Source organism: Stenotrophomonas sp. STEN029 (assembly GCF_056760015.1).
The window spans coordinates 1-12,190 of sequence record NZ_JBRREC010000015.1; the positions used below are offsets into that span (position 1 = coordinate 1).

At 64.3% G+C, this 12,190-nt stretch carries 10 protein-coding genes; 5 read left to right on the forward strand and 5 right to left on the reverse strand.

Annotation, left to right across the window (positions count from 1 at the left end):
• Positions 1–167 precede the first annotated feature (167 nt).
• Complete coding sequence (locus tag ACVOLI_RS05210) at positions 168–1,613, reverse strand: amino acid permease (protein WP_481533788.1); 1,446 nt, start codon at positions 1,611–1,613, stop codon at positions 168–170.
• A 79-nt stretch (positions 1,614–1,692) separates the two neighbouring features.
• The gene (locus tag ACVOLI_RS05215) at positions 1,693–3,168 is read right to left on the reverse strand and encodes an amino acid permease (protein ID WP_481533789.1); all 1,476 of its coding nucleotides are present in this window, start codon (positions 3,166–3,168) and stop codon (positions 1,693–1,695) included.
• Between the two features lie 149 nt (positions 3,169–3,317).
• On the opposite strand from ACVOLI_RS05215, the gene ACVOLI_RS05220 reads away from it, so the two are divergent.
• The gene (locus ACVOLI_RS05220) at positions 3,318–3,902 is read left to right on the forward strand and encodes an NUDIX hydrolase (RefSeq protein WP_481533790.1); all 585 of its coding nucleotides are present in this window, start codon (positions 3,318–3,320) and stop codon (positions 3,900–3,902) included.
• A gap of 310 nt (positions 3,903–4,212) precedes the next feature.
• Here the strand turns inward: ACVOLI_RS05220 and serA are convergent, their stop codons facing one another.
• On the reverse strand, positions 4,213–5,454 hold the full coding sequence (serA, locus tag ACVOLI_RS05225; protein ID WP_481533822.1) for a phosphoglycerate dehydrogenase: 1,242 nt from the start codon (positions 5,452–5,454) through the stop codon (positions 4,213–4,215).
• A gap of 204 nt (positions 5,455–5,658) precedes the next feature.
• Between serA and ACVOLI_RS05230 the strand changes: the two genes are divergently transcribed.
• The 4 genes from ACVOLI_RS05230 to ACVOLI_RS05245 all read left to right on the forward strand — a co-directional run bounded on the left by ACVOLI_RS05230 (position 5,659) and on the right by ACVOLI_RS05245 (position 10,511).
• Positions 5,659–7,047: an FAD-binding oxidoreductase gene (locus tag ACVOLI_RS05230; protein ID WP_481533791.1), complete on the forward strand. Its 1,389-nt coding sequence runs from the start codon at positions 5,659–5,661 to the stop codon at positions 7,045–7,047.
• Between the two features lie 166 nt (positions 7,048–7,213).
• Complete coding sequence (locus ACVOLI_RS05235) at positions 7,214–7,513, forward strand: DUF2388 domain-containing protein (protein WP_282272621.1); 300 nt, start codon at positions 7,214–7,216, stop codon at positions 7,511–7,513.
• Positions 7,513–9,396, forward strand: a complete 1,884-nt coding sequence (locus ACVOLI_RS05240) for a DUF7844 domain-containing protein (protein WP_481533792.1) — start codon at positions 7,513–7,515, stop codon at positions 9,394–9,396. The genes ACVOLI_RS05235 and ACVOLI_RS05240 overlap by 1 nt, the downstream gene beginning before the upstream one ends.
• Complete coding sequence (locus ACVOLI_RS05245) at positions 9,393–10,511, forward strand: two-component system sensor histidine kinase NtrB (RefSeq protein ID WP_481533793.1); 1,119 nt, start codon at positions 9,393–9,395, stop codon at positions 10,509–10,511. The genes ACVOLI_RS05240 and ACVOLI_RS05245 overlap by 4 nt, the downstream gene beginning before the upstream one ends.
• A 167-nt stretch (positions 10,512–10,678) precedes the next feature.
• On the opposite strand, the gene yeiP is transcribed toward ACVOLI_RS05245, so the two are convergent.
• Both yeiP and ACVOLI_RS05255 read right to left on the reverse strand, forming a co-directional pair.
• Entirely contained in the window at positions 10,679–11,245 is a 567-nt protein-coding gene (yeiP, locus tag ACVOLI_RS05250; protein WP_282270790.1) for an elongation factor P-like protein YeiP, read from the reverse strand.
• A 140-nt stretch (positions 11,246–11,385) separates the two neighbouring features.
• Positions 11,386–12,156 (reverse strand): SDR family NAD(P)-dependent oxidoreductase, encoded by a 771-nt coding sequence (locus tag ACVOLI_RS05255; protein WP_296252128.1) that lies wholly within the window; start codon positions 12,154–12,156, stop codon positions 11,386–11,388.
• Between the last annotated feature and the right edge of the window lie 34 nt (positions 12,157–12,190).

The following is a 12,190-nucleotide window of genomic DNA, read 5'->3' on the forward strand; positions in this document are numbered from 1 at the left end:
GGCCGCGGCGATCCGCCCACCCCCCCGGGGGCCCTTCGCCGCTTCCGCCTCCCACCCCCCCCCGGGCGCCCTAGGGGCTTACCCGGGCTACGGGCGGTGCGGGCTTACCCGGCAACGACAAAGCCCGGGATCGCTCCCGGGCTTCAGTTTCGTTCACCGCTGACAACTCAGCCGTTCCTGGCCTTGTTGGCCGCATTGAGTTTGCTGTGACGCACGCCGTACAGGAAGTAGATGATGAAGCCGGTTGCGGTCCATACGCCCATCAGCATCCAGTTATGCAGCGTCATCGCGGTCAGCAGGGCGATGCAGCTGAGCACGCCCAGGCTGCAGACCAGCCAGGCCATCGGGATGCGGAACGGACGCGGTAGGTCCGGCTGGGTGCGGCGCAGGACCAGCACGCCGGCGCAGACCGCGGCGAAGGCGATAAGCGTGCCCATCGAGGTCAGTTCACCGAGGATGTCCAATGGGAACAGTGCCGCCAGCAGGGCAATGCCGATGCCGGTGATCACGGTGTTGATGTGCGGGGTGCGGTACTTGGGATGGATCTTGGTGAACACCGGTGGCAGCAGGCCGTCGCGGCCCATGATCATGAAGATGCGCGGCTGGCCGATCACCATCACCAGCACCACCGAAGCCAGGCCGATCAGCGCGCCGACTTCGACGATGATGCGCAACCAATCGAGCTGCGGGTGCGCGGCAACGGCGGTGACCACCGGCTCGGCGGTACCCAGCAACTGGTAAGGCACCAGGCCAGTCATGACCGCGGCCATGGCGATGTACAGCACGGTGCAGATCACCAGCGACAGCAGCATGCCGATTGGCAGGTCGCGCTGCGGGCGGTGCGATTCCTGCGCGGCCACCGATACCGCTTCAAAGCCGATATAGGCGAAGAACACCATCGCCGCGCCGCGCAGAACGCCTTCAAAGCCGTACTTGCCCGGGCCTTCGTTGGCGGGGATGAACGGGGTCCAGTTGCTGGTATCCACGTACTTCCAGCCAGCGATGATCACCAGCAGGATCAGGCCGGTCTTGAGTACCACCATGGCCATGTTCATCGCCGAGGACTTGCTGATGCCGACGTAGCACAGCCAAGTCAGGAGCAGCACCAGGATTGCCGCTGGGATGTTGGCAATAGCGCCGGTGGGCTTGAGCTGGGCATCCAGTGGCGCACTGACCAGTGCTGCTGGCAGGTGGATGTCGAAATGGGCGAGAAAGCTGAGGAAGTAACCGGTCCAGCTGACCGCCACCGCCGAGGCCGAGACGCCGTACTCCAGTACCAGCATCCAGCCGATGAACCAGGCCGACAGCTCGCCGAAGGTGGCGTAGGTATATGTGTAGGCGCTGCCGGAGACCGGCACCATCGAGGCGAACTCGGCGTAGGCCAGCGCACAGAAGGCGCAGCAGATAGCTGCCAGCACGAAGGACAGCATGATGGCTGGGCCGGCGTGGTTGGCCGCGGCCTGACCGGTGATGACGAAGATGCCGCCGCCGATCACCGCGCCAATGCCCAGCGCGGTCAGCCCCCAGGGGCCGAGGGTTCGGCGCAGGCTCAGGCCATTGGCTTCCTCATGTGCGGCGTGCGGATGTTTGGTGGCCCAGAGTTGCTTGAACATGTTTCGGGTCTTCGCTCATCGGTGCGCGGCGGGCGCGCAAAAGAAAACCGGCGCGCCAGGCGCCGGTCGTGGGTGTGGATCAGGCTTGCTTGTTCAGCTTGCTGTTGCGGATGCCGTAGCCGAAGTAGATGAACAGGCCCAGCACGGTCCAGCCGACGAACAGGTGCCAATGCACCACGAAGGCCTGCATGAACAAGGCCAGGCAGGCCAGCGCGCCCAGCGGGCAGATCAACCATGCGGCCGGCACCTTGAACGGGCGCACGATGTCCGGCTTGGTACGGCGCAGCACCAGCACGCCGATGCAGACGGTGGCGAAGGCCAGCAGGGTACCCATCGAAACCAGTTCGCCGAGCACGTTGAGCGGTACCAGTCCGGCCAGTGCACCGGCCAGCACGCCGACCACGAGGGTACTGATGTAGGGCGTACGGAAGCGAGGGTGCACCTTGCCGAACATCTTCGGCAGCAGACCGTCGCGGGAGATGGTGTAGGCGATGCGCGACTGCCCCATCATCATCACCAGCACCACCGAGGACAGGCCGGCGATGGCGCCGATCTCGACCGCGGTCTTCAGCCAGGACAGGCTGGGATAGGCTTCCAGCGCGGTGGCCACCGGCTTGTCGGTGCCCAGCAGGTTGTAGGGCAGCATGCCGGTCAGGACCGCGCAGACCACGATGTAGACCAGGGTGCAGACGGCCAGCGAGCCGAGCAGGCCGATCGGCATGTTCTTCTGCGGGTCCTTGGTCTCACCGGCGGCGGTCGAAACGGCATCGAAGCCGATATAGGCAAAGAACACGATGGTGGCCGCGCGGAACACACCACTCCAGCCGAATTCACCGAAGGTACCGGTGTTTTCCGGGATGAACGGCTGCCAGTTGGCCGGGTCGATGTACTGGATGCCAAAGCCGACGAACAGGCAGATCACGGTGATCTTGATCGCGACGATCACTGCGTTGACGAAGGTGGACTGGGTGACACCGACGTAGAGCAGGCCGGTGATGGCGGCCACGATCAGCACCGCAGGCAGGTTGAACAGCTTGCCGGAGTTGACGAACTCGCTGCCGGTCCAGGCCAGCGGCGCGGCCGACAAGGCATCGGGGAAGGGCATGTGCAGCGTGGTGGTGATGAAGCTGATCAGGTAGGCCGACCAACCGACCGCTACCGAGGCCGAGGCGAACAGGTATTCCAGTACCAGGCACCAGCCGATGAACCAGGCCATGCCTTCGCCCAGGGTGGCGTAGGAATAGGAGTAGGCACTGCCGGAGACCGGCATCATCGCCGCGAATTCTGCGTAGCAAAGACCGGCCAGTGCACAGGCGATACCAGCGAAGACGAAGGACAGCATCACCGCCGGCCCGGCGTGGTTGGCCGCAGCCTGGCCGGTCAGCACGAAGATGCCGGCGCCGATCACCGCACCAATGCCTAGCAGGATCAGGTGCTTGGCGGTGAGGGTCCGCTTGAGCGTGGCTTCGCCTTGCAGGCTGCCTTCGATCGGCTCGCCGGCATCGACATGTGCGGCCGGTTCGACCGGTTTGACCCTCAACAGTGTTTTAAGCATTCCGCAAATTCCCGAGCTGTGTATTGGCCCGAACGCACTGGGGCGACGGGGCCGGTTGTATGGCGACGCAAGCTGAACGGTCGGCAACTGCTCTACCTTGCCAAAGCTGGTGAAACTCGACAAGCGCAACTGCAACATCGACAGCGATAATGGCCGCCGGATTGATTGAATTGGATGTGCTTACAGTCATGCACGGTGAAGATCTACTGCTCCGTCAGGCATTTGTGGACTATTCCCAGCGCCACAGGGAACATGAGCAGGTGACGCAGGCGTTCCTGGCCCTGCTTGACGAAGGCGGGGTGGATCCCTTCACCCGCGAGCGGCTGGCCGGGCATTTCACCGGTAGCGCCTGGTTGGTCAGCGCCGATGGCAAACGCGCGCTGCTCACCCACCATCGCAAGCTGCAACGCTGGTTACAGTTGGGTGGGCATGCCGATGGTGACCACGATCTGGCGGCTGTTGCACTGCGCGAAGCCGAGGAGGAATCGGGCCTGCCGGGACTGAGCCTGGCTTCGAGCGCTATCTTCGACCTGGACCGGCATTGGATTCCCGAGCGGAAGGAGGTGCCGGGGCATTGGCACTACGACGTGCGCTATGTGGTTGTCGCCGGGGAAGATGAGCAATTCGTCGTCAGCGAGGAGTCGCTGGAACTGGCCTGGCGGCCGGTAGCTGAGATCGCCAGCGAGGAAGATGAATCCATGCAGCGGATGGCACGCCGGTGGTTGCAGAGATAGATGGGGCATGTGGGAGCGGCATCAGCCGCGAAACAGGCAATGCCTGATCGCTGGCAATGCCCGCAATCTGAATGTCCATCAGCTTCGCGGCTGACGCCGCTCCTACAAAATCACCAGACGTGACCGGGAAAGCCCCTGCCGAGCATTGCTTGGCACTACATGGCGCTGCGGCGCGCAGCCGATCTAGCCCCTCTCCCGCATGCGGGGTGAGAGGGGCAGCTTGCGAACCATTGGTTCGCTGCCCATCGAACGCCCTTGCGCCAGCGCAAGGGCCGGGGCGCGGAGCGGGGGTTGGGGTGAGGGCGGCTTGTCAATACAGAATGCGGGTACGCAGCGTGCCCTGGATCGCGGCCAGCTCTTCGCGGATGGCGGTGGCCTGTTCTTCGCTGGCGGTGATGTCGATCACCACGTAGCCGACCTTGGGGTCGGTGCGCAGGAACTGGCCGTCGATGTTGAGGTTGTGGCGCGAGAAGATCTCGTTGATCTTGGACAGCACGCCCGGCACGTTGCGGTGGATGTGCAGCAGGCGCAGGCTCTGCTCGTGCTCCGGCAGGGTCACTTCCGGGAAGTTGACGGCAGACAGGGTCGAGCCGTTGTCGCTGTAACGCACCAGCTTGGCCGCCACTTCAACGCCGATGTTTTCCTGTGCTTCCAGCGTGGAGCCGCCGACGTGCGGGGTCAGGATCACATTGTCATGCGCGGTCAATGGGGACTCGAACAGGTCGCCGTTGCCCTTGGGCTCGACCGGGAACACGTCCACTGCGGCACCGCCGAGATGACCCGAACCCAGTGCTGCATCCAGCGCAGCGATATCGACCACGGTGCCGCGCGCTGCATTGATCAGGTGCGCGCCCTTCTTCATCTTGGCCAGCTGCTCGGCGCCGATCATCCATTGCGTGGAGCCGTTCTCCGGCACGTGCAGGGTGACCACGTCCGAGCGCGCCAGCAGGTCATCCAGGCTGATGGCCGGATGCGCATTGCCCAGCGACAGCTTGGTTTCGATGTCATGGAAGATCACGTGCATGCCCAGCGCCTCGGCCAACACGCCAACCTGGGTGCCGATATGGCCGTAGCCGATGATGCCCAGCGTCTTGCCGCGTACTTCATGGCTGCCGGCAGCCGACTTGGACCAGCCGCCGCGGTGGCATTCGGCATTCTTCTGCGGGATGCCGCGGGTCAGCATGATCGCCTCGGCAATCACCAGTTCGGCGACCGAACGGGTGTTGGAGTAGGGCGCGTTGAAGACCGGAATGCCGGCGAGCTCGGCCGCTTCCAGGTCGACCTGGTTGGTGCCGATGCAGAAGCAGCCGACCGCGATGAGGCGCTTGGCTTCGGCCAGCACCTCGGCGCTGAGATGGGTGCGTGAGCGGATGCCGACGATGTGGGCTTCGGCGATACGCGCCTTCAATTCCTCTTCGGGCAGCGACTTGCTGTACAGCTCGATCTGCGAGTACCCGGCCGCCTTGAAGACGTCCACGGCGGTCTGGCTGACCCCCTCAAGCAACAAAACGCGGATGTCCTGCTTCGGGAACGAGGTCTTCTTGGGCGACATGTCGTGTACGGCGGCGAAGGTGGGTAGGTCGCCAACTATGCCAGAACGGCGCGCTGTTTTGTGCGCTGCGCAACGCGGCAAGGCATTGATGGGAAAAGGTTTCATATGAAATCCAGATCCTGTCGCAGCGGACCGCCGCGGCGACTGGACGGCGCGCGGCGGGGCTGTCACGCTTGGCGGCTTTCACGCCGCCGAAACACCGCCATGACCGATCCGCGCCTGGAAACCCTGTTGCAGTCCTGCCCCGAGCTGCGTCTGAAGACCGAGCCGGGCGATCTGGAGCACTACGGGCGCGATTGGACCCGGCGCTGGACGCCGTCGCCACTGGCCATTGCCTTGCCGGGCAGTGTCGAGGAAGTGCAGGCGGTGGTGCGCTGGGCCAATGAGCACAAGGTGGCCGTGGTGCCTTCGGGTGGCCGCACTGGTCTGTCCGGTGGCGCGGTTGCGGCCAACGGCGAGCTGGTGCTGAGCCTGGAACGGATGAACAAACCGCTCGGTTTTGACGCGGTGGATCGTACCTTGGTGGTGCAGGCCGGCATGCCGCTGGAAGCGGTGCACAACGCCGCCAAGGAACATGGGCTGATCTATCCGGTGGATTTCGCCGCGCGTGGCTCCTGTTCCATCGGCGGCAATATCGCCACCAATGCTGGCGGCATCCGCGTGATCCGCTACGGCAATACCCGCGAGTGGATCGCAGGGCTCAAGGTGGTTGCCGGCAACGGCGAACTGCTGGAGCTCAACAAGGGCTTGATCAAGAACTCCAGCGGTTACGACTTCCGCCAATTGATGATCGGCTCGGAAGGCACGCTCGGCATCGTGGTCGAGGCAACCTTGAAGCTGACCGATCCACCGCCTACCACCAATGTGATGGTGCTGGCGTTGCCGTCGTTCGAAGTGCTGATGCAGGTGTTCTCCGCCTTCCGTGAGCGCCTGCAGCTTGAGGCCTTCGAGTTTTTCACCGACCTGGCGGTCAAGCACGTCACTGCGCATGGTGCGCAGTATCCGTTCGAGGAGATTCACCCGTATTACGTGGTGACCGAATACGCCTCGGCTGACGAGGCAGGCGAAGCCGCCGCGCTGGCGGCGTTCGAGCATTGCATGGAGCAGGGCTGGGTGCTGGATGGCGTGATCAGCACCAGCGAAGCACAGGCGCAGCAGCTGTGGCGTCTGCGCGAAGGCATCACCGAGTCGGTGGCGCGCTACAAGCCGTACAAGAACGATGTGTCGGTGCGGATCTCGGCGATGCCGGCCTTCCTGGCCGAAACCCAGGCGCTGATCAATGGCGCCTACCCGCACTTCGAGGTGGTCTGGTTTGGCCATATCGGCGACGGCAATCTGCACATCAATGTGCTCAAGCCTGATGACACCAGTGACGCCGAGTTCCTCAGCCAGTGCGAGCACGTGACCAAGCTGCTGGCGCAGGTGCTGCTGCGGTTTGATGGCAGCATCTCGGCGGAACATGGCATCGGCCTGGTCAAGAAGGCCTATCTTTCCAGCACCCGCAGCGAGGCCGAAGTTGCGCTTATGCGTGGGGTCAAGCGCACCTTCGATCCGAACTGGTTGTTGAACCCGGGCAAGCTGTTCGATCAGTAGTCGCGCAGCTGCCCGCATGTGCGGCGGAGCCGCCGCGCGAACGGGTCGAAGATGTGCGCCCGCAGTCCAGCATGAATGGATCTGGTGGGCAGCATGGCTGGTGGTTCCCACCGGCGGCGACGGTCGGTACTCTTGACGCCCTTGCTCATCCGACGTTGACACGCCAATGATCCGCTCGATCCTGTTCTGCGCTTTGATTGCCCTGCCGATGTCGGCATTCGCCTCCAGCTTTGCAGGCACGTCGGCCGGTTCCGCATCTGGCGCATCGTCCAATTCCTCGGGTAGCTCCTCGGGTGACGACAAGGTGTTGCTGGACGCACGCGAAGACGCGGCGGGTTTTGTGGCCAGCAATGGCGAGATCCGCGGCGCATGGCTGGAAGCGGCCTTGATCCAGCTGCGCGAACGTGATGCTGCCGCGCGCGATGCCAGCGACATGGAATTGGCCCGGAAGATCCTGGCCCTGTGATGGATCTCCGCCGGCTGCCGCCCGCGCGGTGGCTGGCGGTGTTGCTGCTGCTCTGCGCGGCAGCGCCCCTGCAGGCGGCACTGCGCATCGAGTTGCAGGCAGCCGCACCGGAGCTGGATTCGGCGCAGGTAGTGGCCAGCCAGCAACTGATCGACGATGTACTGGCTCGGATTCCCGCCGGTATTGAAGCCAGCAGCGCATTGACGCTACAGCTGCGCTGGCGTGACGACCTGCCCGAGCATGTGCAGGGCAGGGCGCGCGGGCGTGAGCTTGGTTTGGATAAACGCCTGTTGCCACTGTTGCTGCAGGGGGACTCCGCATCTTCGGACGCCTCGGCCCAGGCGTGGCAACAGGCACGTGCAGCGCTGATCCACGAGCTGGGACATGCGTTGGACCGTTCCGCCATCGGCGGCTGGTCACGTCAACCGCGCTTTCTGGACCTGGCCGGTTGGCAGCAACGGCCATTGTGGCCGGGGCGTGGGCGCAACCACTTCAGCCTGCGCAGCCCCGATCGCTACGAGTTGGAGAGCCCGACCGAGTTCTTCGCGGTAAACCTCGAACACTATCTGCTGGACCCGGAGTACGCCTGCCGGCGTCCGCTTCTGCATGCCTGGTTCGTTGAGAATCTTGGCGCGCCGCGTCAGTTGGATCTGCTGCAGTGCCCGCAGGCCTTGCCGTTCATGCAGGCCGGCGAGCAGGAAGGCCTGGCAGATCTGCTCGATCTCGACCCGGCGCGCGTTTACGAAATCGACTACCTGCTGGCCGAAGGCAACGAGAAGCTGATGAGCCGCTGGGGCCACAGCATGCTGCGGCTGGTGGTGTGCGCGCCGGGCCGTACGCTTGGCCCCGCCTGTCGTATGGATCTGCAATACCACCTGGTGCTGTCGTTCCGCGCCTTCGTCGGTGATGTGCAGATATCCAGCTGGCGCGGCCTGACCGGGTCCTATCCGTCGCGGCTGTTCGTGCTGCCGCTTAGCCGGGTGATCGAGGAATACACCAAGGTCGAGCTGCGCGGGGTGTCATCCACGCCGCTGCGCCTGCAGCGTGATGAGATCAACGCGGTGCTGCAGCAGGCGGCGCGGCTGCACTGGGACTACGACGGGCGCTATTACTTCATCAGCAACAATTGTGCGGTGGAAACCGGCAAGCTGCTGGGCGATGGGGCGCCGCGGCTTGGCTCCGCAGATCTGCTGTCGATCACCCCAACCGGTTTGCTGCACAGCTTGCGCGCCGAAGCATTGGCCGATCCGCCGCGCGACCGTGCACAGGCGCTGCGCGGTGGCTACTACTTCGAGTCGGCGGCCGCCCACTACGCGCTGGTGTTCGAGATCGCCCGCAAAGTCCTGCCACTGCCGGCCAACAACGTGGAGGCATGGCTGGCACTGCCGCCCGCGCAACGCCGGAGGTGGATGCAGCAGGCTGATGATCAGGTGCTGGCGGCCATGCTGTTGCTGGAGCAGGCTGCGTGGCGACGCGGGGAGGTGGCGGCAGCCGATGTGCTCAAGCGCAGCCTGCATGCCGGCGGCAAGCGGTTGCCGGAAATGGCCGACTTCCAGGCGCTGATGGAGCGGTCTGCGGTGCTGCTGGCGCCGGGCAGCCTGTTGGGGCCGGGGCAGGGTTATGGCATACCCGATGCGGATGAACGAGAGCGCTTGAGCGCCGAGGCCGCCGCCGGGGCTGGGCCCGCCCGGCAACAATGGAAAGCCCTGCGCGAGGCCGCATTGGGCGCGCTGCCTGGAGCACAGCGCGCGCGGATGGAGCAGATCGAGTCGAACCTGCTGTACCTGCGGCAGCGGCTGCGTTTAGGGTACGGTACGCCATCAGGGGAGGCGGCGACGCTCGATGAGCGCCGTCCGGATCGGTTTTCAGGAGAGCGCGGTTGATTGGTACTGGGCAGCAGACGGTCGATGCGATGGCCGAGGATGTGTTGAAGCTGCGCTCCTGCGCGATTCTCCAGCTTGACCCTGATGGTCAGGTGCTCAACTGCAATGCCGGGGTGGCAACGGTATTTGGCTATTCCTGCGAAGAGATCCGCGGGCTGCCGTTCTCGCAGTTGTTCAGCGCTGCCGATACGCAGCGCGGCATAGCCCAGCAGGCCGTTGCGCGCACGCTGCAGCAGGGCAGCGACCAGCTCAGCCTGGCGATGGTGCGCAAGGACGGGGGCCGCTTTCGCGCATCGATGATATTGGAGCGGATAGCCGACCAGCGTGGCGTGCGGGTGCTGGTATTGATCCGTGACGTCACCGAGGCATTCCAGACCCAGAAGCGGCTGCGCGAGGCACAGGAAGTCGCCCTGCGCGCGCAGCGCCTGGATGCGGTGGGCAAGTTGACCCTGGGCCTGTCGCACGACTTCAACAACCTGCTGTCGGTGATCGGCAACAGCCTGGACATGCTGTCGTTGCGCCGCTCCGGCGACGAGAGCGTGCGACGCATCCTGGACATCGCCCACCGCGCGGTTGGGCGTGGCACCCAGTTGACCCGGCAGATGCTGGCGTTCGGGCGCGGGCAGACCCTGGTGCCGCAGCTGAGCCATGTGGATGATCTGCTCAATGCGTCGCTGGAGCTCTACCGCCGGGTCTGCGGCGAAACCATCCAGTTGAACGTGAGCATTGCCGAGGAACTGCCGCCGATTTCGGTGGACATCGGTCAGCTCGAGGCGGCCTTGTTGAACCTGCTGGGCAACAGCCGCGATGCCATGCACGGTGTCGGCAAGGTGCTGTTGTCGGCACGGCTTGAGAGCATCATCGTGCCGTCGGGCACGGGTGAGGCCGGGCAGTTTGTCTGCATCTGCGTTGGTGACAGCGGGCCGGGCATCCAGGCCGAGATCCAGGAGAGCGTGTTCGAACCGTTCTTCACCACCAAGAGCGTGGGAGATGGCAGCGGGCTGGGGCTGAGCCAGGTGTATGGCTTTGCGGCGCAGTCGGGGGGCACGGCCACGATTGGTACGTCCGCGCTGGGTGGGGCGGCGGTGTCGCTGTATTTCCCGGTAGTGGCGTAGCCGGCTGGTTTTTGTAGGAGCGGCGTAAGCCGCGAAGCCGATATGGCTTCAGATCCAGAAATCCTCCAAATGCGGGTGTCTTGGTAGATAGCCAGCTTCGCGGCTTACGCCGCTCCTACAAAAAGCCGTGCACAGCCTCCCACCGTCTGGCGGGAGGCTGTCGTCAATCAATCAGCGCGGCCGCCGAATTCACCGGTGGTGGTGTTCACCAGGATGCGTTCGCCGTTGACGATGTACTCCGGCACCATGATTTCCAGGCCGGTGCTGAGCTTGGCCGGCTTCGGGCGCTTGGTGGCGGTGCCGCCCTTCAGTTCCGGCGGGGTCTCGATCACTTCCAGGGTCACATGCTGCGGCATCTGCACGGCGACCGGCTGGTCGTCGATGACCTGCACGTAGATGCCGGTCAGGCCTTCGGTGATGTAGCCGGCGTCGTCGCCGATGACCTCGGCGTCCAGCGTGTACGGGGTGTAGTCCTCGTCATCCATGAACACGAAGGCGTCGCCGTCCATGTAGGAGAAGGTGGACTGGCGGCGTAGCAGCTCGACTTCCGGCAGGTTGTCATCGGCATCGAAGCTGGCATCGAGCTTGTTGCCGCCCGGCACGCTGTACATGATGAAGCGGAAGCGGACGTTGCCGCCACGGCCCTGCGGCGAGCTGCGCTCGATGTCGCGGATCTGGTAGACGCCGTTGTTGTACTCGACGACGTTGCCTTTCTTGATGTCGTTGGCTTTCATAAATGCAGGGAATGGGAATAGGGAATCGGGAATGGAAGATCAACCGCCTTCCATCCTACGGACAGGCAATGAGGTTCAGGCAATGGTGAAGCGATAGCGGGGTTCAATTCCCCACTCTCTATTCCCCATTCCCGGCTCAATTACTTCGGTGCCAGACGTACCGCACCGTCGAGGCGAATAGTCTCACCGTTGAGGTAGGTATTGCCAATGATGTGGCCGACCAGGCTGGCGAAATCGGCCGGCTGGCCCAGCCGCGACGGGAACGGGATGGAGGCAGCCAGCGATTCCTGCACGTTCTGCGGCATGCCGTCGACCATCGGGGTCCAGAACACACCCGGGGCAATGGTGAGTACGCGGATGCCGAAGCGCGACAGCTCGCGTGCCATCGGCAAGGTCATGCCGACCACACCGCCCTTGGAGGCGGAATAGGCGGCCTGGCCGATCTGGCCCTCATAGGCAGCCACAGAAGCGGTATTGATGATCACACCGCGCTCGCCGTCGGCGTTGGCCTCGTTGTGCTGCATCAGTTCGGCGGCGGCCTTGGCGACGTTGAAGCTGCCGACCAGGTTGACCATCACCGTGGTCTGGAAGTTGGCCAGCGGCATCGCCGCTTCGCGGCCGAGCACGCGGCCGGCACCGAGGATGCCGGCGCAGTTCATCACCACGTTCAAACCGCCCAGGAACTCACGCGCGGCAGCCAGATTGGCGGCGACACCGGCTTCGTCGGTGACATTGGTGGTGAAGTAGCGGGCATTGTCGGCGCCCAGTTCGGCGACCGCAGCGGCGCCTTTTTCATCATTGAGGTCGAACAGGGCGACCTTGCCGCCATTGGCAACCAGGAACTGGGCGACGCCGAGGCCGAGGCCAGATACGCCGCCGGTGATGACGGCACGAACGGAAGACAGCTGCATCGGAACAATCCTGCTGAGTGATCCGCCGATTCTA

Excerpts from the sequence above, each read along its gene's own strand:
- ACVOLI_RS05235 (WP_282272621.1), top strand. The coding sequence starts at position 7,214 with ATGATCCGCTCGATCCTGTTCTGCGCTTTGATTGCCCTGCCGATGTCG.
- serA (WP_481533822.1), bottom strand. The coding sequence starts at position 5,454 with ATGTCGCCCAAGAAGACCTCGTTCCCGAAGCAGGACATCCGCGTTTTG.
- ACVOLI_RS05210 (WP_481533788.1), bottom strand. The coding sequence starts at position 1,613 with ATGTTCAAGCAACTCTGGGCCACCAAACATCCGCACGCCGCACATGAG.
- ACVOLI_RS05220 (WP_481533790.1), top strand. The coding sequence starts at position 3,318 with ATGGCCGCCGGATTGATTGAATTGGATGTGCTTACAGTCATGCACGGT.
- ACVOLI_RS05240 (WP_481533792.1), top strand. The coding sequence starts at position 7,513 with ATGGATCTCCGCCGGCTGCCGCCCGCGCGGTGGCTGGCGGTGTTGCTG.
- ACVOLI_RS05215 (WP_481533789.1), bottom strand. The coding sequence starts at position 3,168 with ATGCTTAAAACACTGTTGAGGGTCAAACCGGTCGAACCGGCCGCACAT.
- yeiP (WP_282270790.1), bottom strand. The coding sequence starts at position 11,245 with ATGAAAGCCAACGACATCAAGAAAGGCAACGTCGTCGAGTACAACAAC.
- ACVOLI_RS05230 (WP_481533791.1), top strand. The coding sequence starts at position 5,659 with ATGACCGATCCGCGCCTGGAAACCCTGTTGCAGTCCTGCCCCGAGCTG.
- ACVOLI_RS05255 (WP_296252128.1), bottom strand. The coding sequence starts at position 12,156 with ATGCAGCTGTCTTCCGTTCGTGCCGTCATCACCGGCGGCGTATCTGGC.